This window comes from Devosia alba, assembly GCF_039938915.1.
In the GTDB taxonomy this organism is placed as follows: Bacteria; Pseudomonadota; Alphaproteobacteria; order Rhizobiales; family Devosiaceae; genus Devosia; species Devosia alba.
In genome coordinates this window covers 69,278-92,872 of the sequence record NZ_JBDUUI010000011.1, presented here as the reverse complement: position 1 = coordinate 92,872, position 23,595 = coordinate 69,278, and the positions used below count along the sequence as shown (strand labels likewise).

The following is a 23,595-nucleotide window of genomic DNA, read 5'->3' as shown; positions in this document are numbered from 1 at the left end:
CCGGCAGAGTTGTGATCATGACCGCTGACGTTCAACGCCTGATTGGCTTTTATCGCTCGCCGCTGGGCCGGATCGCGCGGGCGCTGGTGCGCGAGCAGGTGGCTGCGCTGGCCCACGATGTGCAGGGCAAGCGCGTGCTGGGGCTGGGCTTTGCCACCCCCTATCTGCGCTTCACGCTCGATCAGGCTGAACGGGTACTGGCCTTCATGCCTTCGCGACAGGGGGCCTCGGCCTGGCCGCGCGAGGGGCCGTCGCACACGGTGCTGTGCGATCCGCTGGAAATGCCGCTGACCGACGCGGCGATCGATCTGACCATCGCCATTCACGCCATCGAGCATGTGGCCGATGCCGAGGAGCTGATGCGCGAATTGTGGCGGATCACCGCGCCCAATGGCGATCTGATTCTGGTGGTGCCGCGGCGGCGGGGCATCTGGGCCCAGCGCGACAATACCCCGTTCGGGCAGGGCAGCCCCTATTCGGGTGGCCAGCTCGACAAGCTGCTGCGCGAGCATGGCTTTGTGCCGGTGTCCTGGCGCGCCGGCCTGTTCGTGCCGCCGTTCCAGAGTTCGTTCGTGCTCAAATCCACCCGGCTGTTCGAGCGGCTGGGGCGGGTGTTTGGTCCGGCCATGAGCGGGGTGATCTGTGTACGCGCCCGCAAGCAGGCGTTTCCCGCCATTCCGCGTCGCCAGCGCGAGGAGCGATTCGTCCGGGTGCCGGGCATGAGTGCGGCGACCGCGCGGCAGGGGTGACCCTGTGCCATTTCGGCACGTTCGGCGGTTGCGGCGCGCATGCCTGTTCACGCCTGCACCAAAGCGGGAACGAACCAAGGTCGAATCAGGTCTGGGGTCAAAATCCGGCTTTGTTCACCACTGTATCTGGGGGTGTGGGGCAGGGCGCGGCACTAGCGGCGCGCTGCGGCCACGGGGGCAGGCAAAATCACGCAGATGACGTTCATCTTGATGAGCAAAGCATGAAGATTGGCCCGATCGGCGCAAAGCTTGCGCTGATCCTGCTGGCGCCCCGCCCTGATTGTGACAGCGCGTTAACAGTTCGGGCCCCGCAATCGGGGGCCCGCAAGCTGCATCTTAGCAATAAAGCGATTGACCGTCCCGAAGCGGGACGCGGCGCTAGAAGCGCATGCCGGTCAGGACCATGGACAGATCGCCCATATTGGTGCCCAGCAGTACCCGATAGGGGATGAAATAGCCGGTGGGGCCGAGCGGGGCATACCAGATGATGATGCGGTCGCTATCGGCGAGATAATTGGTGATCTCGGATGTGGTGAAATGGCCCGATACGGGGATGTAGTCGAGCGAGCACAGGACCACCGGGCCCTGATAGCCGGTGCGGGGGGAGGTCGCCTCGTCGGTGCCGGCAAAGGCCATCGCCAGGTTGAAGCGTTCAACGCCGGTGAAGATGCCGACCTTGCGGGCGCACAGGCTGGCGTCGAACGTGCCGCCCTTGAACACAAAGGCCGACAGAAAATCGCTGACACCGCTCAGATGGCTGCGTTCGAGCGGCACGCGGTCATAATTGTCGATGATGGGCGGCTCGACCTTGAAGGTGCCGACATCGCCACCGGCAAAGGTGACGGCGACATCGAAACTGTCACCACGGGCGCGGGTTTGCAGACTGAAGGCACGGGCGGCGAGCTTGCCGCCGCGCGAGACGCCCGAGGCGCTGGCCTTGGCGGTGCCGCTGGCGACAATGGCGCCCATGCCCGCAACATTGGCGGACAGGTCCAGACTATAGCTGGTGTCGTCATCCCTGAGATCGACATCCATGCTGGCAATATTGATGCCGCCCAGGGTCAGGATATAGCTGGCACGGGCCTCGACCGGGGCCGCGCTGGCGGGCAGGCTGGCGAACAGGGCGAGTGCGGCAAAGGCGGCGAAACGGAGCTGGGTCAAGGTCGGGCGTCTCTGCAATGGGCGGCGCGAATCGGACTAAGGTCTGAAAGTGCCGTCTGCAATGGCCTGGCGCAAGCCGCTCGCGCTGGATTGAGCTGGCGTTTGTCTTGACGGGGCCGCCCATATTCTCTAAAGAGCCCTCAGATTTCAGGACAGCTAGGCCCGTTGCGGGGCTCGATCCCCGCATGAGAGGCCTTTTGCAACAGGATACATGACCATGGCACGGCGCTGTGAACTTACTGGCAAGGGCGTTATGGTTGGCAACAACGTTTCGCACGCTCTCAATCGCACTCGTCGCCGGTTCCTTCCGAACCTGGTGAAAGTGACGCTGATGTCGGAAGCGTTGAACCGCTCCGTCAAGCTGCGCATCAGTGCGTACGCCCTGCGTTCGGTTGAACACCGCGGCGGGCTGGATGCCTTCCTGCTCAAGCAGAACGACGACACGCTGTCGACGCTGGCTCAGGGCATCAAGAAGGAAGTTCGCGCAGCTCTGGCTGCCTGAGCGACCTGTCCCGGTGACGAATTGACCGCGTGGGGTTAAGCTCCGCGCGGTTTTGTTTTGTGCCAATCTCGGCACATCCCGCCCTGGTCTACTGCCAGTGAGCGGCTCATAGAGGTGCATTCTGATGCTTGCTCGTTTTTGGGTGGCCATTGCCGCCATGGTCGTGGTTGTCGCGGCCTCCAATTTCCTGGTCCAGTTCCCCGTCGATTTCCAGCTTGGCTCCATCCATCTGGGAGACATTCTCACCTGGGGGGCCTTTACCTATCCAATCGCCTTCCTGGTCACCGACCTGACCAATCGCAGCTTTGGCCCGGCGCGGGCCCGGCAGGCCGTGCTGGCCGGTTTTGCGGTTGCGGTGCTGATCTCGATCTATCTGGCGACGCCGCGCATCGCCATTGCCTCGGGCACGGCGTTCCTGACGGCGCAATTGCTCGACATCACCATATTCAACCGCCTGCGCACCAGTGCGTGGTGGAAGGCCCCGGTGGTGTCATCGCTGTTCGGCTCGGCAATGGATACGGTGATCTTCTTTTCGCTGGCCTTTGCCGCGCCGTTCGGCGTGCTCGACACCCTGTTTGGCCGCGAGGATGGTTCACTGGCTTTTCCAGCCCCGCTACTGGGCGTGGGTCCTGAGGTCGAGTTGTGGGTGTCACTGGGCCTGGGCGACTTCACCGTGAAGCTGGTGCTCGCCGTGCTGCTGCTGGTGCCCTACAAGACGCTGCGCGACCGGCTGGCCGGCCGCGACGCTTTGGCAGTCTGAACTTGCCGGGGGGCGGCTGAGTTCGATCAGTCGCCTTCGCCGGGCTTTTCCGAGAAGTATTTTTCAAACTTGCCCGTCTCGCCATCCCGCTCCTTGGCTTCGGGCATGGGATCGCGCCGTTCGGTGAGATTGGGCCAGATCGAGGCGTATTTGGTGTTGATCTCCAGCCAGTGGTCCAGCCCGCTCTCGGTGTCAGGGCTGATGGCCTCGGCCGGGCACTCGGGTTCGCACACGCCGCAGTCGATACACTCGTCCGGATGGATCACCAGCATGTTCTCGCCTTCGTAGAAGCAGTCCACGGGACAGACTTCAACGCAGTCGGTGTATTTGCAGACGATGCAATTGTCGGTGACGATGTAGGTCATCCAGGGGCAATCCCGCATAGAAGCCGGCGCGCCAGGCGGCGCAACCAGAGTGATCTCAACAGTCCGGTGCTAAACTCTTTTCAGGTGGGCTGCAAGGTCAGCCGGAGGCAGGGTTTGGCGCGAATCCGTCCATCTAAGGAACCATTTGCCACAGGCTCAGTCGGCCCCGTCCTGCAGGCGGTCCGTGTCGCGCCGTTGCTTTTTGGTAGGACGGCCGGTGCCTGCATCGCGCGGGGCGATGGCAGCCTCATAGGGCGACTGTTCGGCCCTGGGCAGGGCGGGCGGCGACAGATCCTCATATAGCCCCTGCGCTTCGGTGGCGGGGCCGCGACGGGTGCCCGGGGCGATGATGCGCCAGACCACAATCCGATTGTGCAGCGCCATGGTCAGCACATCGCCAGCACCGATCTTGAGATCGCTGCGATCGGTGCGCTCGGAATTGACCCGAACGGCACCGGATTCGATGAATTTTTGCGCCAGGGTGCGCGACTTTATGGCACGCGCAAAAAACAGGAACCTGTCGAGCCGCTCCTTGCGGGCGGCGGGCTCGACAGGCCCCGGCAAGTGCTAGTTCACCTTGCTGTCGCGCAGGGCAGCAAGCTTGGCGAAGGGGCTATCGGGATCAAAGACCTTGTCGCGCTTTTCTTCACGCGGCTGCTGGAACTTGGCGCGTTCGCCCTTCTGGCTGTCCGGCCGGCGATTCTCATTGCGCGGCCGGCCTTCCGGCCTGGCCTTGGGATTGAGGTGCTGCGCCTTGGTCAGATCCTGCACTTCCCCTTCAGGGCGGCGCGGGGCCTGCGAACGGTTGGGGCGCTGCCGCGGCTCGCCCTCGGGCCGGCGGCGGCTTTCATGCCGCTTGGCTTCGGGGCGCTTGCCGCTGGGCGACCAGATTTCGTCGAACTCGGGTTCGGCCGGTGGGGTCGGGGCGGTTTCGCCAGCCAGTGCCTCGGTCTCTGGCGCTGCCTCGACAATGGTGGTGGCCGGAATGGCTGCGTCCTGGGCCGGCGTCGCCTCGTCCGCCAGCGCTGTGACTGGCGCTTCCTCAGCAGCGTCGGTGGTGACGGGGTTTTCGGCCAGGGTTTCCTCGAGCGCGGGCGCTTCGGCACTGGCTTCGGCCGGGGTGACGGGGGCGGCGATTTTTGGCGTGCGTTTGACGCGATAGCCAAGTGAATTGAGGATCGAGGCAAAGTCTTCGCCCGAGCAGCCCAGCAGCGAGGTCATCTCCACGGTGACGCGGAAGCCATTGCCCTCGGCCGCCCCGGCGGGCACTTCGCCCTGGTGGCGGGTTGGATCGAGAGCGATCAAGGGGCGAATGATGTCGGCCAGGCGTTCGAGAATGTCGACCCGCACGGCGCGCTTGCCAGCGACCTTGAAGCCGGCGATCTCGTAAAGCCGGGTGTCGACTTCGGGATCAACGAGAAAGCTGGTGCGACCCGACAGCACGATATGGGGAATATCGGTGACGCCGGGCTGGCGAATGCCGCCATTTTTCAGTGCGAACAGAATCAGCGCCAGCTCGCGCGGGGCGGGCTTGAGCGAAAGCGGCAGGTAGATGTGATAGGCGCCAAACTTGATGCCCAGCTTGCGCATCTTGCCGCGGACGTCCTGATCGAGGTTTTTTACCTCATCGGCGACCTGGCTGCGCGGGATCAGCCCGAGATGCTCGAACAGCTGAAAGGCAATGCCGCGCGCGGTACCGTCGAGATCAGCCGGCGCTTCGAGCGCCATGACGGATTCAAGAATAGTGTTGACGTGGTGGCGCAGCCACAGGTTCAGGCGATCCTGTACCCGTTCCAGATCGGTTCCGGTCAGCGTCTCATCGGCCAGAATCAGCAGGCGCGGCCGATACAGCGTATCGCCCTCGACCAGTTCGGCGACGATATCGCCTTTCCAGCGCATGCGACCATCGGTGGCCAGCACAAGTTCTTCATTGGGCGCGCCAGCCAGGCGATCGGCCCGGTGGTGGATTTCGGGCGCCACAACCTGATCGGCGGCGGACCGCAGATTCTTGATGTCGGCGTCGCCATCGTTGCGGGCCAGGGTGAAGCGGAAGCCTTCGAGCGTGCCGATGAGATGGCCTTCCAGCCGTACTTCGCCGCGCTCATTGATCTCGGGAGATGCCATACGTTTGTCTTTCAGGTGACGAAGCAACACGCTGGTGCGCCGGTCGACGAAGCGTTGAGTTAGTCGCTCGTGCAGCGCGTCACTCAGTCGGTCCTCAATGTCTCGGGTCTTTTCGCGCCAATGTGAAGGGTCTGCAAGCCAGTTTTTGCGGTTGGCGACGAAGGTCCATGTGCGAATCTGCTTGATCCGGTTGCTCAAGGTGTCGATGTCGCCGCTCGCATTGTCGCAAAAGCGGACCTGCTCGGCAATCCAATCCGCGTCAACCTTCGCATGCTTGACTAAGTCGGAGTAAATACGGGTGACGATTTCGCCGTGATTGGCCGGTGAAATGCCCTGATAGTCAGGGATTTGGCAACATTCCCAGAGCAAACGGGCGCCATCGAGGCCACGCGCCAGTTTGCCGGCCTCATTGCGGGCGACAAATTCGAGGGCGCGCTGGTCGGTGGCAATGGGAACGCGGGTCAGATTGCGGTCCTGGGCACTGGCTTCAAGACTGTTGAGCAGGGCCGGGATGGATGAATAATCCAGCCGATTGTTGCGCCATTGCAGCACTTTGATGGGCGCAAAGTCGTGCGATTCGAGCGCCACGACCATTTCTTCGTCGAATCCTTCGGTGCCGGCGGTAACGCCAAAGGTGCCATTGCGGGCGTGGCGACCGGCCCGGCCGGCGATCTGACCAAGTTCGGCGGGGGTCAGTGGACGGCTGGTGCGGCCATCAAACTTGCTGTCATCGGCGAAGGCGACATGGTGGATATCGAGATTGAGCCCCATGCCGATGGCATCGGTGGCGACGAGAAAATCGACATCGCCATTCTGATAGAGCTCGACCTGGGCATTGCGCGTGCGCGGGCTGAGCGCCCCCATCACCACGGCCGCACCACCGCGTTCGCGGCGGATCAGTTCGGCAATGGCGTAAACCTGACGGCTCGAAAAGGCGACAATGGCCGAACGGGCCGGCTGGCGCGAAATCTTGCGGGAGCCCGAATAGGTGAGCTGGCTGAAACGCGGCCGGTCGATGATCTCGGCATCGGGCAACAGCCTGCGGATCAGCGGCGCCATGGTGGCGGCACCCAGCAGCAGGGTTTCGTGCCTGCCGCGCGCATGCAGGATGCGGTCGGTAAACACATGGCCACGATCAAAGTCGGTCGCGGTCTGGATTTCGTCGATGGCCAGGCAATCGACGCGAATATCGGTGGGCATGGCCTCCACGGTACAGACCCAGTAGCGCGGCTTGGCGGGGACGATGCGTTCCTCGCCGGTGATCAGCGCGACAGCCTGTTCACCCACCCGCTCGACGCAGCGCTGATAGACTTCGCGGGCCAGCAAACGCAAAGGCAGGCCGATCATCCCGGTGGGATGGGCCAGCATGCGCTCAATGGCAAAATAGGTCTTGCCGGTATTGGTGGGGCCAAGGATTGCCTTGACCGACTGGGCGGGCGGGAAACTCATTTCGACCCAATGTAGGAGGTCCGTGCGACAGTTGCGAGTGGCACGATGGGCTGTGCCAACAAAGGACAGCCAGTGCGACGTTTTTGTCATTGGGCTTAAGGGATGGAACAAGGCGCGAACGAAACGGCACCGAATCGGTGCGAATCACAAAATCCTGTTTTGTTCACCGCTAGGGGTGGTGGGTAGCTGGCGGCGACAGACACAAGAGCTGTCGGGTGCGGTGTCCCCGTTGGCCAGAACGGCTCGGGCCGCTTCAACTTGCCTAACAGGGGATGAATTGTGCGGCTTTGGCGTCGTTTTGTTAGCAAAGCGTTAATTGCTGCGGCAGCGATTTTTCTGGCCCGTTCTTGCCTGGCGGCCCGGCCCGGCTGGCTTGGCGCCGGACAAATTCACAATAAAGCCGATTGACCGTCCTGTTCCGGGACAGAACGCAAGGCGATGGCAAATGGAGACGCGCGCGGCCCAAACGTGAGAAGCGCTTTGCCAAGACCGAGCAGTTTGACTATGGTCCGCGCGGTTTTTCCACCCAGAATTGGCATCATGGCAGACGATATTCGCCCCCTTCCGCAGCCTGGTATTCTCGATATTGCGGCCTATGTGCCCGGCAAGGCCGGCGCGGCGGGCAGCCATGCCGTCAAGCTTTCGGCCAATGAAAGCCCGCTGGGGGCCAGCCCCAAGGCAGTGGCCGCCTTTCGCGCGGCGTCTGAGCATCTGGAAATCTATCCCGAGGGCTCATCGAACCTGCTGCGGACGGCGCTTTCCGACGTACATGGCGTGGCCGCCGAGCGGATCGTGTGCGGCAATGGTTCTGGTGACCTGCTGCACCTGCTCGCGCAGTGCTATCTGGGCGAAGGCGATGAGGCGGTGATGAACCGCTATGGTTTTTCGGTGTATCCGATCATCACCAAGGCGGCCGGTGCGTCGATCGTCATGGTCGAGGAGACCGACTACACGGCCGATGTCGATCTGCTGCTGGCGGCGGTGACGCCCAAAACCAAAATTGTCTGGCTGGCCAATCCGAACAATCCCACCGGCACCTATCTCAGCGATGCCGAAGTGCGGCGGCTGCATGCCGGCCTGCGTCCGGACATTCTGCTGGTGATCGATAGCGCCTATGCGGAATATGTTACGGCTGCCGACTATTCGGTGGGCCTCGATCTTGCGACCCAGGCCAGCAATGTCGTGATGGTGCGGACGTTGTCGAAAATGGGTCTGGCGGCGGCCCGGGTTGGCTGGATGGTGGGACCCGCCGCAGTGATCGATGCCATCAACCGCATTCGCGGACCGTTCAATGTCAATCTGCCCGGGCAGTTGGCAGGGGCGGCAGCGGTGCGCGACACGGAATTCACCGCCCGCCTCAAGGCGCACAATGCGCAGTGGCGGGACTGGATCACCCAGGAGCTGGATTCCAACCACATGCATGTCGTGCCCAGCCAGGGCAATTTCGTCATGGTGCTGTTCCCCGATGCCGAACATGCCCAACTGGCCTTCGACACGCTGATGGAGCGGGGGCTGGTGGTCCGTGAAATCGGCAATTCCTATGGCATCCCGCACGGCCTGCGCATTTCCATCGGCTCCGAACAGGCGATGCGCGGCGTCGTTGGCATTCTCAAGGCATTGGTTCAAATCGCATGAGTGGACAGTTTCGCAAGCTCGCTCTGATCGGCATTGGCCTGATCGGCTCCTCAATTGCCCTGGCCGCGCGGCGACAGGGCCTGGTCGAGGTGATTGCCATTGCCACGCGCCAGCAGGGCACGCTGGACGAGGCGCGCGAACTGGGGTTGGGCGATATCTATACCCTTGATGCCGCCGAAGCGGTGCGGGGCGCCGATCTGGTGATCTTGTGTACGCCGGTGGGGGCATATGAGAGCGTCATCAAGGCAATTGCGCCAGCGCTGCGGCCGGGCGCCATCGTCTCCGATGTCGGCTCGGTCAAGGGCCATGTGGTCAAGGCGCTGGCGCCGCATATTCCGGCCGGGGTAAGTCTGATCCCAGGCCACCCGATTGCCGGCACCGAGCATTCGGGGCCGTCGGCGGGCTTTGCCGAATTGTTTGCCGGCCGCTGGTGCGTGTTGACGCCGGGTCCCGAGGTCGATCCCGCCCTGACCGCGAAGTTGAGCGCCTTCTGGCGGGCGATGGGCAGCCAGGTCGAAATCATGGAGGCCGACCGCCATGACATGGTGCTGGCCATCACCAGTCACATTCCCCATCTGGTGGCCTACAATATCGTGGGCACTGTGGCGGATCTGGAAGCGGCAACCCAGTCGGAGGTGATCAAGTTCTCCGCCTCGGGTTTCCGCGATTTTACCCGTATCGCGGCGTCAGATCCGGTGATGTGGCGCGACGTGTTCCTGACCAATCGCGAGGCGGTGCTGGAAATGCTGGGCCGGTTCTCCGAGGATCTGTCGGTGTTGCAGCGCGCCGTGCGTACCGGTGACGGCCCGGCGCTGGAGGCGATGTTTACCCGGACCCGGGAAATTCGCCGCTCGATCATTTCGGCCGGGCAGGAAACCGCCGCGCCCGATTTCGGCCGGCCGCACGAATCGCCGCCGATCCCGGACGTGCCATTTATCCGCGAACATGGTGGCGGCGACGACGCCTAATAGAGCGGACCGATGGCGGCGATTGGCACCAGTCCTGAAAACACCCCACCGGCGCGGAAGTTGAGCTGGTTGGCATAACTGCCGTCGGCGGCGGGCGTGCCGAGCACCAGCGTGCGCCAGGGCTCTTCCAGCAGCGGCCCGATGCGTTCGGCCACGCCGGTCGAGCTGATGCTAATCTGGCCATCGAGCTGCCCCTGCGGGTCGAGCATCAGGGCGCCGCTGGCGTCCAGTGTCGCGCTGGCATCGGTGCCGCGGATCGCCACCAGCCTGAGCTGGCCATCGGCGGCCTGCAGCTTGGGCAAGAGATCGGGCTCACCCCAATTGCGCACATCGTCGGGCAGCCCGGAGAGTTCCACCTGGAGTTCGGCATTGGTGTCGCTCAGGGTCAGGCCGGGATAGGCCAGATCGCTGGCCAGCAGATAGCCGGCCAGTGCTGCGGTGCGTCGTGCGGCGTCGTGCTGTTCGGGGATATCGAACAAATGCAGTTCGGCCAGGGGCGCCTGGGCGATCAGGCTTTCACCCACCAGCGTGTCGGACCAGATGATATCCCTAGCCGATACCGAGGCGCGGGCGATCCGCCAATCGGCAAGACGCAGGCTGGCTTCCAGCCCTGACCAGCTCAGCTGATTGCGCGAGCCGGTGAACGTGTCGGTGAGCTGGAGTGGGCCCAGCGCCGAGGCCAGCACATGGGTGGGCGCATAGATGCGCACACTGGCGCGCAGGCCGCGCAGGGCGATGATCGAATCACCGCTGACCAGACGCGCCTGGTCGCAATCGACGTCAAAGCGGAACGGGAAGCCGCCGACGGTCAGCGTGCCGCAGCTGATCTGGGGCGCAGTAATGCCGTCGGCTTGCGCCTGCGCGGTGATCTGCTGCTTGACCAGCCCGGCCAGCACGAACCAGGCCAGGCTCCACAGGGCGAGGACGGCCAGCACAAAACTGCCCAGAATAATGATTCGTTTCTTCATGGCTGGCATTCTTAGCGTTGGCCGCGACAAAGCGCTATTGGCGCGGGCCGTCGCGGTGTTGGTTCAAACCGGGTCGCGCCGGTAGTGCAGGGCCGCTATGGCAGGATGGCAATTGTTTCGGCGGGCAGGATTGCCTAGATTTCTGGTCAGGGTATGGCAATGGCAGAACAGAGTAACGACAGCACATATTGGGTGTTCGGCTACGGGTCGCTGATCTGGAATCCCGGGTTTGCGCATATCGGCGCCCAGCAAGGCCTGCTGCGCGGTGCCCATCGCAGCCTGTCGATTGTCTCGCACCATCATCGCGGCACACTGGAGCGGCCGGGTCTGGTGTTCGGGCTGGCGCGCGGCGGCTCGTGCCGCGGCATGGCCTTCGAGGTGGCAAGCAGTGACTGGGGCGCGGTGCGGGCTTATCTCGAACAGCGCGAACAGGTGACCAAAGTCTATCGGGATGTGACCCGACCGGTGCGTCTGGCCGATGGCCGGGCGATCCGGGCGCTGACCTTCGTGGTTGATGAGCGACACGAACAATTTGCCGGCAAGCTGACACTGGAGCAGCAATTGGCCATGGTCCGCGCCGGGGTCGGCCTGTCGGGGCGCAATATTGACTATGTGCTCAATACCGCCAGCCACCTGCAGTTGCTGGGTATCACCGATCGGCAGCTGCAGACACTGGCCGACCTGCTGCGCGAAGAGGCGTCAACGGCCGCTTAGGCCGCCTGTGCGCCCGCCAGGGGGTGCGCGCCTTCCAGATCCCAGATGGTCGATAGCCGCTCGCCAGCAGCGCCCGGTGTCAGCAGGCGATAGACGCGGTCGGCGCAATCGAGCGCCAGACGGAAGCGTGAGCGGCTGAGGTGATCACCGACCAGTTCGCTGGTTGATCCGACCCAGAGCACGTGGCTGCCCTTGGCGATCAGGTAGAGCGCGGTATCGTCCATGGAGAAATGTTCGAAATTTTCGATGGCAAGGTCATAGTCGCGACCGGAGCGGCCCTGCCAGTGGCTGTGCCGGATGAAATTATGGGTCACGACTGTGCGGCAATTTCCGATCATATGACGCCATCCCGATAGCGATGCTTTGCATTAGAACAAATATAGAACAAAATGCAGTGGATGTCAAGCCGTCCGTGGCTTGGTAACTATATGTATGGTGCCGTTCGGAAGTTTCGTCAATATGTAGTGGATCAGGGCGTTCCAGACGACTGCTGCTTGAGCGCATCGAACCGGGCTCGCAATTCGGGGCCAATCGGGCGCGACAAGCCTTGGGCCTCGGCTTTGAGGGCCAGGGCATTGGATTCGGTTTCGATGGCTTTTTTGAGTCGCTCGACGAAAACGTCAGCGGACAGTCCGGCCTCAATGGGCGGCAGAAATTTGGCTTCGGCGGTGCCGGGCCAGATAATCGGGCTGTTGCGCCCCCAGAACAGGCCGGAATTGAGCGCCACCGGCACCACCGGTACGTTCAGTTCCATATATAGACGCACAATTCCCTGCCGGTAATCGGGCGGTGCCAAGGGCGCGCGGCGCGTGCCTTCGGGGAAGATGACGATGCGGCAGCCGCGCGCGATGGCGGCATGGGCCTGGGCCATCATGGCGGGGATTGCCTTGGCGCCCTTCTTGCGGTCCACCTCGATGCAGTCGAGCGAACGCGCCGCCCAGCCGAAGAAGGGAATGCGCATCAACTCGGCCTTGATGATGTAGGCCGGCCGGCCGGTATGGGGGAAAATCGAAAACACGTCCCAGTCGCTCTGGTGTTTGGCGGCAATGATGCAGCCGCCCTCGGGGATGTTTTCCTGGCCGCTGACCTTGGTCCTGACGCCGGTCAGCCAGCGCAGAATGCGCAGCGTGGAGGTGCCCCAGTACACGGCAATGGCCCAACTGGCCCGGGTCCGGCCGGAAATCAGGGCGATGGTGCCGAGCACGATGGCGATCACGATGGTCTGGCCGATAAACAGCGCATAAAATACCGCGGTGCGAATTGCCTGAATGACCATGCTCAATTTCTCCCTGGGGCTGCTGCCAGCGTCATAGCGGGCGGCAACGGTTTTGGCGAGGCCGGACGGTCCGGCGGCGGGCGCTAAACGCGCCGTTCAGGAGGTCTGCACCAGATAGCGCCGCACGGTGTGGCGCGAGGTGATGGCGGTCAGGGCCGCGATCACCGGGATCACCGCGGCAATGCTGAGCAAGCCGTCAAAGCCCAAGGCAAAACGTCCGAACAGCACGCCAACCTGAGCCCCGGCCTCACTGGACAGCATATTGCCAGCCGCCATGCCGATCATGACGAAAAACAGCAAGGCGGCGACAGCGCCCAGCAGTCCACCTTGCAGGCCGATTGACAGAAACCGGCCCTGAAACTCGCCGGCAATGAATCTGTTGGAGGCCCCGATATAGTGCAGCACATCGACGATTTCTCGGTTGGTGGCCATAGCGCCCCGGGTGGCGAAGATAATGGCCAGCACGGTTGCGGCGCCGATCAGCAGCAGCACCAGCAGGCCCGAGAGCACGATGGTGCCGGCCATGGTGTTGAGTTGCTGGCGCCAGGCGGCATGGGTGTCGAGACTGGCGCCCTTGACGGCTGCCAGATTGCGCTCCAGCCCGGCAAGGTCGGCATCCTGAGGGTCTGAGAGTTGCACCACCACCAGGCGGGGAATTTCAATGGCCGTCAGGTCAAGCCCGGCCCCGAGCCATGGTTCCAGCAGTTTCTCGCTTTCCTGCAGGGTCAAGGCGCGGGCCGAGGCAACCCCGGCGGTGGTTTCGGCCAGGGAAACCGCCGTACGCAGATTGGATTCCATCACCTCGCCAGCCACGGGGCGGATCTGAATGGTCACCTCGCGCCCGACATCGGATGACCAGGCAATGGCCGATTTCTGCACCAGCACCACGCCGCCCAGCGTCACCGCCGACAGAAAGCCCATAATGGTAATCAGCAGCAACAGGGTCCGCCCCGCGACGCTCTTTTCGGGAACGATGGGGGCAGCGCCGCCATGGCGCGGCAACAGGGCGAGAACGCGCTCAATCATGGATCGTCAGTTCCCCTTTGCTCAGCAGCATGCGCGGATAGTTGAACTTGTCGAGCAGCGGCAGTTCGTGGGTCGCCAGAATGATGGTCATGCCCAGCGTGCGGTTGAGTTCGGCAAACAGGTGCACCAGCCGGCTGGACAGATCGGGGTCAACATTGCCGGTCGGTTCGTCGGCCAGCAGCACTTTGGGGCGGGCGATGACGGCGCGGGCAATGGCAGCGCGCTGTTTCTCGCCGCCAGATAGCAGGGATGGCGGCGCATTCATGCGTTCGCCCAGCCCCACCCATTCGAGCAATTCGGTGACATTGGGGCGGTACTCGCTCTCGGGTTGACCCAGTACACGCAGCGGCAGCGCCACATTCTCGAAGGTGGTCAGATGGTCGAGCAGGCGAAATTCCTGGAACACAATGCCGATATGGCGGCGCATTTGCAGCAGCCGGTCCTGGTTGAGATTGCTGACGTCCTCATCAAACATGGTGACTTGGCCGCGCGATGGCTTGAGAGCCAGCAGCAGCAGGCGCAGCAGGCTGGTCTTGCCGGCGCCCGACGGGCCGGTCAGGAAATGGAAGGAGCCCGGTTCGACGGAAAACGTCAAATCGCGCAGCACCTCGGGGCCATTGCCGTAGCGCAATCCCACATCGGAAAATTCGATCAAGATTGGGGGCTCCCCATTGCTCGGCGTGGTTGGGACGAATCAGGCATGGGCCGCATCATAACAGCGGCGCAGTATCGAAACCGCACACACCGTGCTTGGCCGTAATAAAGCGGCACAAATGTGGTGGATGGCGCCCGGCTGGTCGCAAGTTTGAGGAGTCTTAACACCCTGTGGGTAATTTGAACGACGTCATTTCGCATCTGCACCAATAGTCTGGCTCCATGATCATCTCCTGTCCACATTGCCAGACCAAGTATCAGGTGACCTACGAGGCCATCGGCTCGGCTGGTCGCAAGGTGCAGTGCGCGCATTGTCAGCAGGCCTGGGATCAGGGGCCGACCGAGCCGGACGAGCCGCCGCCCGCGATCCGCCAGGCCGAGCAGGCGCTTGCCGAAGATGCTCTGGACGATGCCCTGAGCGCCGAGGAGAAAGTGGCAATGGCTGCGGCCGGCAAACCCGGCAAAGAAAAGGCCACCAAGCCCAAAAAGACCAAGAAGGATGACCTCGAGGACGACCAGTCGCGCGGCCAGTCGGCGGCCGGCAGGCTTGATCCGGCCGTGGTGCGCAAGCGGCGCAAGGCCTTTTCGCGCGAAGAAAGCGTGAGCGAGGAGCAACCGGTGGAGCGCTTGCGCCTGGCGCTGCGGATCATCTGGGGTGTGGCGCTGGTGGCGGTGCTGGCCTACGCCTATTGGGGCCGGGTGCAGGTGGTGCAGCGCTTTCCGGCGATGGCCGGCATTTATGAGGCGGTCGGGCTGCAGATCAATGTCGTTGGTCTGGATTTTTCCAATGTGAGCTCGATGCAGACGTTGCGCAATGGCAAGGAAGTGCTGATCGTCTCCGCCCAGATCGTCGGCCTGTCACCCATCCCGGTGCCAGTGCCCTCCGTGGTCGTTACCCTGATCGGTCCGAACGGGCAGGGCATCTATCAATGGAGTGTGCGGCCAGCGGTCCGCGATCTGATGATTGGCGAGCGTTCGACCTTTGAAACCCAGTTGACCCTGCCGCCCGGCGAGGCGTCGCGGGTACGGCTGAGTTTTGCCGGTGGTGCGCGGCTCACGGGCAACACCGCCCGGTCGGCCGGCGCATCCACCCGTCCCGGTGCTGCCGGGCAATCTGATCCCGGCGCTGCCGCCGCCCTCCCAACTGCCAATTCGGAGCATCGTTGATGGCCCGCATTCTTGTTGCCGAAGACGATCCTTCGGTTCGTGCCTTTGTGGTCAGCGCCCTGACCATGAAGGGCCATGACGTCGTCGCCGAAGAAGATGGCGGCCTCGCCGCGGAAACGGTGGATGCCGAAGGGGGCCGGTTCGACCTGCTGCTCAGCGATATCAAGATGCCCATCATGGATGGCATTGCGCTGGCGCTCGATGTGGCGGCCAAATATCCCGATATCATCATTGTGCTGATGACCGGCTTTGCCGATCAGCGCGAACGGGCCCATGGGCTCGATGCGCTGATCTATGATGTGATTGTCAAGCCGTTCACCCTGGCCGAGCTGCTTGCCAAGATCGACGATGCGCTGGCCGGCAAGCCAGTCGAGGTGGTTTCGCTGGCCCGGCAGGCGCGCGAGCCCTAGACCCAGTCGGGCACGCTGTCGAGCGCGATCAGTTCCGCCAGCGACTTGCGCGGGCGGATGACATGAAATTTGTCACCGTCAACCAGCACTTCAGGGATCAACGGCCGGGAATTATAGGTCGAGGCCATTACCGCGCCATAGGCGCCCGCGCTCATGATGGAGAGCAGATCACCCTCCTGCACACCGGCCATGGTGCGGCCCTTGGCGAGATAATCGCCGGTTTCGCAGACGGGACCGACGATATCGGCGGTGATCGGGGGCAGGTTGGAATAGTTCACCGGCACCACGTCGTGATGGGCTTCGTACAGCGTGGGGCGCAGCAGATCATTCATCGCCGCGTCAACGATGATGAAGCTGGTGCTACCCTGTTTGACGTATTCCACCTTGGTTACCATGATGCCGGCATTGCCCACCAGCAGCCGGCCCGGCTCGATCACCAGGGTGCAGCCGAGCTGGCCGATCTTGTCGCGCACCACGGCGGCATAGGCCTCCGGATGCGGCGGGGCTTCCTGGTTGTGGTGATAGGGAATGCCGAGACCGCCACCGATATCGACATGGCGAATATCATGGCCATCGGCCCGTAACGCCTTTACCAGCTCAGCCAGCAAGCCAAAGGCATTGCCGAAGGGTTCGAGATCGGTCAGCTGGCTGCCGATATGCATGTCAACGCCTACGGCCTCCACGCCCGGCAGTGCGGCAATGCGGCGATAGACCTCGCGGGCGCGCGACAGGGGAATGCCGAACTTGCTGTCGGCCATGCCGGTAGAAATCTTGGCATGGGTGCGGGCATCGACATCGGGGTTGATGCGCACCGAGACAGAAGCGGTCATGCCCATTTCCGAAGCCACCATGGAGAGGCGCTCCAGTTCGGGTTCGCTCTCGACGTTGAAACACTTGATGCCGACGCTCAGGCCGCGGCGCATCTCGGTAATCGTCTTGGCGACGCCGGAGAAGACAATCATCTGGGGCGGAATGCCGGCGGCCAGGGCGCGTTCGAGTTCGCCCAGCGACACCACGTCGGCACCAGCACCTTCAGATGCCATCAGCTTGAGCACAGCCTGATTGGAATTGGCCTTCATGGCATAGGCCAGCAGGGTCGGGATGCCCTCGAAGGCGGCCTTCACCACCCGCACGTGTCGGCGCAAGGTGGCGCTGGAATAGACGTAGAACGGGGTGCCGACCTTGTCTGCCAGATCGTTCAGATTGACGTCCTCGGCATAAAGCGTGCCGTCACGGTGTTCGAAATGGTGGACCATATGCGTCGATTCCTGCCTTCCATCTTCCCTTGCGGGAGAGGGTGCCCGAAGGGCGGGTAAAGGGTTCTGTCCACCCTCTCGGACCCCTCATCCGGCGCTGCGCGCCACCTTGTCCCGCAAGGGGACAAGGGAGGATGGTCATGCTCTAGTCCAGCGCGGCGCAAAACGAAAGCACGACTTATCGGTTCGGCTCATAAGCAGCTTCAATCTGGGCGGCCACCAGTGCCTGCAAATGCCAGAGATGGGGGTCGTGAATGCCGGCTTCTTCGAGGTGGCGAACGGTGGCATAGAGATATTCGGCCATCGAGCCGCGATTGCCCACCGCAGTGGCCAGAACTGCGGCGATCCGCTCGGGGGGCAGTCCGGTCACATAGCGGCCGGAGTGACGATCAATGCAGAAGGTCAGGGCGCGGATGGTGCGCTCGCCGGTTCGGGCATTCACCCAGCGGGGGGGAAAGGCCGATGGCAGCCAGCCCATTTCGCGCTCGAGCAGGCGGGTCATGCTGTCGTCAATGCGGTCGGGCGGCAATCGATAGAGCACGCCGTTGCAGGCGCCGCCGCGATCAAGTGCCAGCATCAGGCCCGGATTTTCGTCCGAGCCGCGAAAGCGGGTATTCCAGCCCAGGCAGAAGGCGCGGTGCCAGCCATGCACCAGTGCAGTGCGCATTTCGACAAAGTCGCAGGCCGGCTTCCAGATCAGCGAGCCATAGGCGAACACCCAGAGTTCGTCGCCATGGCGCTGGGGACCGAGCAGGTCGGCAATCGTGGCCTGATGGTCCTCCGGCGTTGCCGCGCGCATGCCTGCGGGCGGTGGCGGCATCTGGTCGGAGACACACTCTGGCTGCAGATAGTCGACATGACGCTGGGTGAGGCGCATCTGTCGCTGTCTGCCGATCATCACTTCACTTCCAGATTCGTGCAGAGATCAATCTAGGTGGCGGCGCGGCCTAAGCAACCCCGCCATCACCATGGCCGCCATGCTTCTTGCGCGCCAGTGGCCTGGGCTCGTGCGGCTGGCCGGTGAGTTCGCTCTTCCAGCGCGCCGCCTGGGTCAGCACATTGGCGGGCGCGGTGCCGCCATAGCTCTGGCGGGCGGCGACCGAGGCCTCGACGGTCAGTACCTTGTGGATGCGGCTGTCGATGCGCTGATCGATGGATTTGAAATCTTCGATTGTCAGCCCTTCCAGCCCGCAATTCTTCTGCTCGGCCAGAGCGACGATCTGCCCGGTAATGTGGTGGGCATCGCGGAACGGAATATCGAGTTCGCGCACCAGCCAGTCGGCAATGTCGGTGGCGGTGGAAAAGCCGGCGGTGGCCGAGGCGCGCATGGCCTCGCGATTGGCCGTCAGGTCGCCGACCATGCCGGTCATCGCCGCCAGCGACAGCGACAGGGCATCAAGGGCATCAAAGGCGACTTCCTTGTCTTCCTGCATGTCCTTGGAATAGGCAAGCGGCAGCCCCTTCATCACCATCAGCAGGCTGGTCAGCGCGCCGACAATGCGGCCGATCTTGGCGCGTACCAGTTCGGCGGCGTCCGGATTGCGCTTTTGCGGCATGATCGAGGAGCCGGTGGTGAATTTGTCGCTCAGCTTGATGAAGCCGAACTGGGCCGAACTCCAGATCACCATTTCCTCGGCGAAGCGCGACAGATGCATGGCGCAAATGGATGCTGCCGCGAGGGTTTCGAGTATGAAGTCGCGGTCCGAGACGGCATCGAGCGAATTGGCGGTGGGGCGGTCAAAGCCGAGCTTTTCGGCGGTCAAGTTGCGATCGATGGGGTAGGGCGTGCCGGCCAGCGCGGCCGAACCGAGCGGGCTTTCATTGAGCCGCTTGCGGGCGTCGAGCAGGCGGCCGGCATCGCGGCCGAGCATTTCCACATAGGCCAGCAAATGGTGGCCGAAGGTCACCGGCTGGGCATTCTGCAAATGGGTGAAGCCGGGCATGATGGTCTCGGCTTCATCTTCGGCCCTGGTCACCAGTGCCAGTTGCAGGGCGGCGATCTGGGCCACCAGCGTATCAATGGTGTCGCGAACATAGAGCTTGAAATCGGTCGCCACCTGATCGTTGCGCGAGCGGGCGGTGTGCAGCCTGCCGGCCGCATCGCCGATCTTTTCGCGCAGCCGGCTTTCCACATTCATGTGAATGTCTTCAAGCGCCCGCGAGAACGTGAAACTGCCGCTCTCGATTTCGGCGAGCACCTCGGTTAGACCGGCAATAATGGTCTGGCGATCGTCCTGCGTCAGAATGCCCGTCTCGGCGAGCATTGTGGCATGGGCGATCGATCCGGCAATATCCTGGCGGAACAGGCGCTGATCGAAACCGATCGAGGCGTTGATTTCCTCCATGATGGCGTCGGGACCGGTAGCGAACCGGCCGCCCCACATTTTGTTGCTCATCGAATACCTCGGAGACCTGTTATGACCGATACGCACGCGCCTCGCCCCGGAGCTTCCAGCCGGGTTCGGCTGCTGGTCACGCTGGGGGTGGCGGGATTGGCCGTAGCTATAGCGGCGTGGGTGTGGCTCGGCAATGCCGGGGTGGCCCGGGAATGTCCGGTGCAGGCAGACGCTGCCGCGGCCATTGATGCGGCGGCGGTGGGTGAACTGGCCGCGCTCAATGGCACTGGCGAAGGGCGCGGTTACGCCACCCTGGCGTTCAAGGATGCCGCGGGTACCGCGCTGACCATTGCGGATTTCAGGGGCAAGGCGCTGCTGGTCAATTTCTGGGCCAGCTGGTGCGTGCCGTGCCGCGAGGAGATGCCCGCGCTCGACGCACTGGCCACCAAGTATAATTCTGACAGCTTCATGGTGCTGCCGATCAATCTCGATATCGGGGAAAATGGCCTGGTGAAGGCCGAGAAATTCCTCGCCGACAACACATTCGCCAACCTGCCGCTCTATGCCGACAACACCTTTGCCGCTTTCGATCGCCTCAAGCAGCAGGCGGTCGCGGTCGGCCTGCCGGCGACGCTGGTGCTGGACGAAAATGGCTGTGAGCTGGGCGTGCTGCAGGGGCCAGCCGAGTGGAACACAGCCGATGGCGAAGCGGTGGTTGAAGCCCTGATCGGGCTGCAGGCGGCGCGCTAGACCAGTCGGTCGACGTCGGCGCCGGTGAGCGCGGGCGGTAGAGCAGGGCTGGGATCGAGCAAGGCGGCGCGGGCCTGCTGCGCGCTCTCGGCTGTGGCAAGGCGCATGCGCAGTTCGGCGACCTTGGCCAGATGCACGTCGCCGGACGCAGCTTCGCGCGCGGCGATGCGGTTGATCATGACGATGGGGCTGACGGACAGATCACTGCTCATGGTCTGGTGCTCCCGATCCGGTGCGCCGAGGTCAGGCCTGCTTGTCGATCTTGAGGCCCTGGCCGGGCGGCGGCGCGGACAGGGCGGTCTGCATCAGGGTATTGAGCAGATCTGTCTGCATGTCGTGCTGCTTCTTGAACACGGCGATCTGGACGCTGTTCTGCAGCGAGGCCGCGTTCATGGACAGCATCTGGGTCGAGAGGTCAGTATTCATGGCGGACCTCCTTTTCGATCATGGTCCAGGTGCTGATTCTACCGGGCAGGTGTAAACAAATCCTGCAATGAATGGTGGTATTGCTCCTGATCGCGAGTCTGCGGCGTTAACCGGCGATTAACGCCATGGGACCGCCGGCCACCTGACAGTCTCAGCCCTTTTTCAGATCGCTATTGCTGCCGGGCACCCACAGCACATCGGCCGTGCCATTGGCATTGGCAACCCGCGACAGCACAAACAGCAGATCCGAGAGCCGGTTGAGGTAACGCAGGGTTTCAGGATTGGTATCGGGTTCGTTCGCCGCCAGCTCCACGGTGATGCGCTCGGCACGCCGGGTCACGGTGCGGGCCACATGCAGGGCGGCGGCCAGCGGCGTCCCACCCGGCAGCACGAAGCTGTTCAGTGGCGCGATCGACTCATTGTACTGGTCGATCATTTTTTCCAGCGCCTCGGTCTGGATCGGGCGGACGCGCAGCGTGGGGTGGTCCGTGTCGGTATCGTCGGCGCCGGGGGTCGCCAGATCGGATCCGACATCGAACAGATCGTTCTGGATACGGCTCAGGAGTTTGTCGATCTTGGGCTGCGCACCCGAATGAATGCGGGCCACGCCGACGCAGGCATTGGCCTCTTCAACCGTGCCATAGGCTTCCACCCGCAAATCATATTTCGGGCGCCGGGGACCCCGCACCAGCCCGGTGCTGCCACTGTCGCCCTGCCTGGTATAGATGCGATTGATCTTGATCATGCTGGTTAACCCCTACCGCCGCCGGAAAGAAACAGGACGCCCAGCAGCAGTGCCAGGGCAACGGCCTGACCCAGCACGCGCAGGCGCATCAGGCGCTGGCTGGTATTGCCCGAACCGCCTTTGACCATGTTCCACAGGCCCAGGCCCAGGACAACCACGACGAACATCAGGGCAAGCGCGACGGCGATATTGAGGGCGATTTGCATGTTTTCCTACAGAAGCTGGCTAGCCAACTATATACGCAACGAGCCCGTCGGCCAGCGCATCATAGATGGCACGAATTCGGTGCGAGGTGAACAATTCCCTGTGGGTGGTCAGCCAGACCGGCAGCGGGGGAATGGACAGATCGATGGGCAAGGCGACCATGCCGGGCGTATCATGCACCAGCCGGGCCTGTGCAAACCCTATACCCAGCCCCGCCTTGATCAACTCCCACAGGTGCGGCTGATCGTCCGAGCGCAGGGCAAATTGGTCGCGCCGCAGCACCAGGCCGAGGGTCCGGGCGTGGGCAATGATGGCGTCGGAGCGATCAAACCCGATCAGATCATGGTCGTAGAGGTCGGCGGCCTGGCGCGGCGTGCCGCGCCGGTCGAGGTAGCTTTGCCGGGCGGTTGCGACCAGGGGCAGGTCGCCGAGATGGCGGGAGATCAGTTCCAGCTGCGTCGGGCGAAACATGCGGATGGCGATATCGGCCTCGCGCAGCAGCAGGTTTTCGGCGGAATCAGAGGGCACCGTTTCGATAGCGATGCCGGGGTAGCGCTCGCGAATCGGTCCGAGCAATTGCGGCAGTACATAGTTGGAAATCACCGCACTTGCGGTGAGGCGAACCGTGCCCCCCCATTCGGCCTGGGCGCCTTCGGCCATGATGGCCGCCCCGGCCAGCGCCGACTGGGCCTCTGACACCGGCTCGTACAGGCGCAGCGCGATGCTGTTGGGTTTGAGGCCGCTCAGCGTGCGCTCGAACAGGGCAAGACCAAGATCGGCCTCGAGGGTTTCAATGTGGCGGCCCACGGTGGGCTGGCTGATGCCCAATTCGCGGCCCGCAGCTGACAGCGAGCCATTGGCCACCACTGCCGCAAAGCTGCGCCACAATGCCCAGTCTGGCTCCCTATTCATTCTTGAATGCCTATTCTGCGACTTTGGCTGATTTCACGACGGAAATGAATAGGCCAAGTTGCTGGCACCAGCAATGGAGAGCGGTCATGAGCAAAGGCAATATTACGGTTCTGGGTATCAATGGCCATATCGGCCATCACGCGGCGGTGGCGTTCAACGCTGCCGGATTTACCGTGCGCGGCTTTGGCCGCACCAATCGACAACCGATCCCCGGGGTGGAATTCGTCAAGGGCGATGCCAGCCGGCTGGACGATGTCACCGCCGCCATCGCCCAGGCCGATATCGTCGTCAACGCGCTGAACCTGCCCTATGACAAATGGGACAAGGGCCGCGCCGAGGCGCAGCTGGCGACGGTGATTGCCGCCATGGGCAATAGCGGCAAAACACTGATGTTTCCGGGCAATGTGTATAATTACGCCGCCAGCGACCGGCGCATGACACCGCATACACCGCAGGTGCCGCAGACGCCGCGCGGCGCCATCAGGGTGCGGCAGGAGGAGATGCTGGCTGCCGCGTCACGGGCGGGCAAGTTCCAGACCATCATCGTGCGGGCCGGCGACTTCTATGGTCCCCACAGTACCGGCGACTGGTTCGATCAGGCCATGTTGATGGATATCGGCAAGGGCAGGGTTCTGCATCTGGCGGATCTCGACCTGGCGCATGCCTGGGCCTATCTGCCCGATCTGGGCCGTGCCTTCGCGGTGCTCGGCGCGCAACGCGACACGCTGGATGCCTTCGAGAATTTTCACTTCGCCGGGCATTTTGTTACCAACAGGCAAATGATGGACGCCGTCATCAAGGGGTGGGGGGCGCCGCTTCAAGTGGCGCCCATGCCGTGGCTGGCCCTGCGCGCCATGGGCTTGGTCAATGGTGTCATGCGCGAGATCGTCAAGATGCGCTATTTGTGGAACAATCCAATGGAGCTGGTCGACAGTCGGCTCGACGCCCTGCTGGGCGCCGATTTTGCGACCCCGTTCGACGCGGCCGTGGCGGCCACGCTGGGCGAACGGCTCCAGACTCGCAGAGCAGCGTAAGGAG

General features: G+C 63.2%; 27 protein-coding genes. 10 read left to right on the top strand and 17 right to left on the bottom strand.

The annotated features are described in order from the left end of the window. Positions 1 to 17: 17 nt before the first annotated feature. Positions 18 to 749, top strand: a complete 732-nt coding sequence (locus ABFY71_RS15510; protein ID WP_347946875.1) for a class I SAM-dependent methyltransferase — start codon at positions 18 to 20, stop codon at positions 747 to 749. Positions 750 to 1,127: 378 nt separating this feature from the next. Here the strand turns inward: ABFY71_RS15510 and ABFY71_RS15505 are convergent, their stop codons facing one another. After that, the gene (locus tag ABFY71_RS15505; RefSeq protein ID WP_347946874.1) at positions 1,128 to 1,910 is read right to left on the bottom strand and encodes a DUF3108 domain-containing protein; all 783 of its coding nucleotides are present in this window, start codon (positions 1,908 to 1,910) and stop codon (positions 1,128 to 1,130) included. A 217-nt stretch (positions 1,911 to 2,127) separates the two neighbouring features. Here ABFY71_RS15505 and rpmB point away from each other — a divergent pair, with 217 nt between their 5' ends. Together rpmB and ABFY71_RS15495 are read left to right on the top strand one after the other, a co-directional pair. After that, the gene (gene rpmB / locus ABFY71_RS15500) at positions 2,128 to 2,412 is read left to right on the top strand and encodes a 50S ribosomal protein L28 (RefSeq protein WP_305576484.1); all 285 of its coding nucleotides are present in this window, start codon (positions 2,128 to 2,130) and stop codon (positions 2,410 to 2,412) included. A gap of 124 nt (positions 2,413 to 2,536) precedes the next feature. Further along, on the top strand, positions 2,537 to 3,172 hold the full coding sequence (locus ABFY71_RS15495) for a VUT family protein (RefSeq protein WP_305576482.1): 636 nt from the start codon (positions 2,537 to 2,539) through the stop codon (positions 3,170 to 3,172). A 26-nt stretch (positions 3,173 to 3,198) separates the two neighbouring features. Here the strand turns inward: ABFY71_RS15495 and fdxA are convergent, their stop codons facing one another. The 3 genes from fdxA to ABFY71_RS15480 all read right to left on the bottom strand — a co-directional run bounded on the left by fdxA (position 3,199) and on the right by ABFY71_RS15480 (position 7,110). Next, a complete protein-coding gene (gene fdxA, locus ABFY71_RS15490) occupies positions 3,199 to 3,537 on the bottom strand; it encodes a ferredoxin FdxA (RefSeq protein WP_305576480.1) in 339 nt (112 codons plus the stop codon). 156 nt (positions 3,538 to 3,693) lie between these two features. Further along, positions 3,694 to 4,101 carry an RNA-binding S4 domain-containing protein gene (locus ABFY71_RS15485; protein WP_347946873.1) on the bottom strand — a complete coding sequence of 136 codons (408 nt, stop codon included), beginning with the start codon at positions 4,099 to 4,101 and terminating at the stop codon, positions 3,694 to 3,696. A gap of 3 nt (positions 4,102 to 4,104) precedes the next feature. Then, entirely contained in the window at positions 4,105 to 7,110 is a 3,006-nt protein-coding gene (locus ABFY71_RS15480) for a helicase-related protein (protein ID WP_347946872.1), read from the bottom strand. A gap of 540 nt (positions 7,111 to 7,650) precedes the next feature. Here ABFY71_RS15480 and ABFY71_RS15475 point away from each other — a divergent pair. Continuing rightward, positions 7,651 to 8,745, top strand: coding sequence for a pyridoxal phosphate-dependent aminotransferase (locus ABFY71_RS15475; RefSeq protein ID WP_347946871.1), 1,095 nt, complete (start codon positions 7,651 to 7,653; stop codon positions 8,743 to 8,745). Next, entirely contained in the window at positions 8,742 to 9,713 is a 972-nt protein-coding gene (locus tag ABFY71_RS15470; protein WP_347946870.1) for a prephenate/arogenate dehydrogenase family protein, read from the top strand. The genes ABFY71_RS15475 and ABFY71_RS15470 overlap by 4 nt, the downstream gene beginning before the upstream one ends. Here the strand turns inward: ABFY71_RS15470 and ABFY71_RS15465 are convergent. Beyond that, entirely contained in the window at positions 9,710 to 10,681 is a 972-nt protein-coding gene (locus tag ABFY71_RS15465; RefSeq protein WP_347946869.1) for a DUF2125 domain-containing protein, read from the bottom strand. The two genes, ABFY71_RS15470 and ABFY71_RS15465, sit on opposite strands and share 4 nt — an antisense overlap. A gap of 159 nt (positions 10,682 to 10,840) precedes the next feature. Here ABFY71_RS15465 and ABFY71_RS15460 point away from each other — a divergent pair, with 159 nt between their 5' ends. Then, positions 10,841 to 11,395, top strand: a complete 555-nt coding sequence (locus ABFY71_RS15460) for a gamma-glutamylcyclotransferase (protein ID WP_305576468.1) — start codon at positions 10,841 to 10,843, stop codon at positions 11,393 to 11,395. Here ABFY71_RS15460 and ABFY71_RS15455 read toward each other — a convergent pair. The 4 genes from ABFY71_RS15455 to ftsE form a co-directional block, all read right to left on the bottom strand. After that, on the bottom strand, positions 11,392 to 11,733 hold the full coding sequence (locus tag ABFY71_RS15455; RefSeq protein WP_305576466.1) for a hypothetical protein: 342 nt from the start codon (positions 11,731 to 11,733) through the stop codon (positions 11,392 to 11,394). The genes ABFY71_RS15460 and ABFY71_RS15455 overlap by 4 nt on opposite strands. Before the next feature lie 131 nt (positions 11,734 to 11,864). Next, the gene (locus ABFY71_RS15450; protein ID WP_347946868.1) at positions 11,865 to 12,671 is read right to left on the bottom strand and encodes a lysophospholipid acyltransferase family protein; all 807 of its coding nucleotides are present in this window, start codon (positions 12,669 to 12,671) and stop codon (positions 11,865 to 11,867) included. A 96-nt stretch (positions 12,672 to 12,767) separates the two neighbouring features. Then, positions 12,768 to 13,697, bottom strand: coding sequence for a cell division protein FtsX (locus tag ABFY71_RS15445; protein ID WP_347946867.1), 930 nt, complete (start codon positions 13,695 to 13,697; stop codon positions 12,768 to 12,770). Next, positions 13,690 to 14,352, bottom strand: a complete 663-nt coding sequence (gene ftsE / locus ABFY71_RS15440) for a cell division ATP-binding protein FtsE (RefSeq protein ID WP_305576459.1) — start codon at positions 14,350 to 14,352, stop codon at positions 13,690 to 13,692. Before ftsE ends, ABFY71_RS15445 begins: the two co-directional genes overlap by 8 nt. Before the next feature lie 221 nt (positions 14,353 to 14,573). Between ftsE and ABFY71_RS15435 the strand changes: the two genes are divergently transcribed. Beyond that, on the top strand, positions 14,574 to 15,518 hold the full coding sequence (locus ABFY71_RS15435) for a zinc-ribbon domain-containing protein (protein ID WP_347946866.1): 945 nt from the start codon (positions 14,574 to 14,576) through the stop codon (positions 15,516 to 15,518). After that, a complete protein-coding gene (locus ABFY71_RS15430; protein WP_305576455.1) occupies positions 15,518 to 15,928 on the top strand; it encodes a response regulator in 411 nt (136 codons plus the stop codon). Before ABFY71_RS15435 ends, ABFY71_RS15430 begins: the two co-directional genes overlap by 1 nt. Here the strand turns inward: ABFY71_RS15430 and lysA are convergent. The 3 genes from lysA to argH all read right to left on the bottom strand — a co-directional run bounded on the left by lysA (position 15,925) and on the right by argH (position 19,580). Further along, on the bottom strand, positions 15,925 to 17,184 hold the full coding sequence (gene lysA, locus ABFY71_RS15425) for a diaminopimelate decarboxylase (protein WP_347946865.1): 1,260 nt from the start codon (positions 17,182 to 17,184) through the stop codon (positions 15,925 to 15,927). The genes ABFY71_RS15430 and lysA overlap by 4 nt on opposite strands. A gap of 178 nt (positions 17,185 to 17,362) precedes the next feature. Then, complete coding sequence (locus tag ABFY71_RS15420) at positions 17,363 to 18,082, bottom strand: gamma-glutamylcyclotransferase (RefSeq protein WP_347946864.1); 720 nt, start codon at positions 18,080 to 18,082, stop codon at positions 17,363 to 17,365. A 49-nt stretch (positions 18,083 to 18,131) separates the two neighbouring features. After that, positions 18,132 to 19,580, bottom strand: a complete 1,449-nt coding sequence (gene argH / locus ABFY71_RS15415) for an argininosuccinate lyase (RefSeq protein WP_347946863.1) — start codon at positions 19,578 to 19,580, stop codon at positions 18,132 to 18,134. A 21-nt stretch (positions 19,581 to 19,601) separates the two neighbouring features. Between argH and ABFY71_RS15410 the strand changes: the two genes are divergently transcribed. Further along, on the top strand, positions 19,602 to 20,270 hold the full coding sequence (locus ABFY71_RS15410; RefSeq protein ID WP_305576447.1) for a TlpA disulfide reductase family protein: 669 nt from the start codon (positions 19,602 to 19,604) through the stop codon (positions 20,268 to 20,270). Here ABFY71_RS15410 and ABFY71_RS15405 read toward each other — a convergent pair. From ABFY71_RS15405 to ABFY71_RS15385, 5 genes are all read right to left on the bottom strand, one after another. Next, positions 20,267 to 20,482 carry a hypothetical protein gene (locus ABFY71_RS15405; RefSeq protein ID WP_347946862.1) on the bottom strand — a complete coding sequence of 72 codons (216 nt, stop codon included), beginning with the start codon at positions 20,480 to 20,482 and terminating at the stop codon, positions 20,267 to 20,269. The two genes, ABFY71_RS15410 and ABFY71_RS15405, sit on opposite strands and share 4 nt — an antisense overlap. Before the next feature lie 31 nt (positions 20,483 to 20,513). Beyond that, complete coding sequence (locus ABFY71_RS15400) at positions 20,514 to 20,696, bottom strand: putative motility protein (RefSeq protein ID WP_347946861.1); 183 nt, start codon at positions 20,694 to 20,696, stop codon at positions 20,514 to 20,516. Positions 20,697 to 20,847: 151 nt separating this feature from the next. Further along, positions 20,848 to 21,441, bottom strand: a complete 594-nt coding sequence (locus ABFY71_RS15395) for a cob(I)yrinic acid a,c-diamide adenosyltransferase (protein ID WP_305576441.1) — start codon at positions 21,439 to 21,441, stop codon at positions 20,848 to 20,850. A gap of 5 nt (positions 21,442 to 21,446) precedes the next feature. Then, positions 21,447 to 21,647, bottom strand: a complete 201-nt coding sequence (locus ABFY71_RS15390; protein WP_305576439.1) for a twin transmembrane helix small protein — start codon at positions 21,645 to 21,647, stop codon at positions 21,447 to 21,449. Between the two features lie 19 nt (positions 21,648 to 21,666). Beyond that, entirely contained in the window at positions 21,667 to 22,557 is an 891-nt protein-coding gene (locus ABFY71_RS15385) for a LysR family transcriptional regulator (RefSeq protein WP_347946860.1), read from the bottom strand. A gap of 86 nt (positions 22,558 to 22,643) precedes the next feature. Here ABFY71_RS15385 and ABFY71_RS15380 point away from each other — a divergent pair, with 86 nt between their 5' ends. Then, positions 22,644 to 23,591 (top strand): NAD-dependent epimerase/dehydratase family protein, encoded by a 948-nt coding sequence (locus tag ABFY71_RS15380; protein ID WP_347946859.1) that lies wholly within the window; start codon positions 22,644 to 22,646, stop codon positions 23,589 to 23,591. The last annotated feature ends 4 nt before the right edge of the window (positions 23,592 to 23,595 follow it).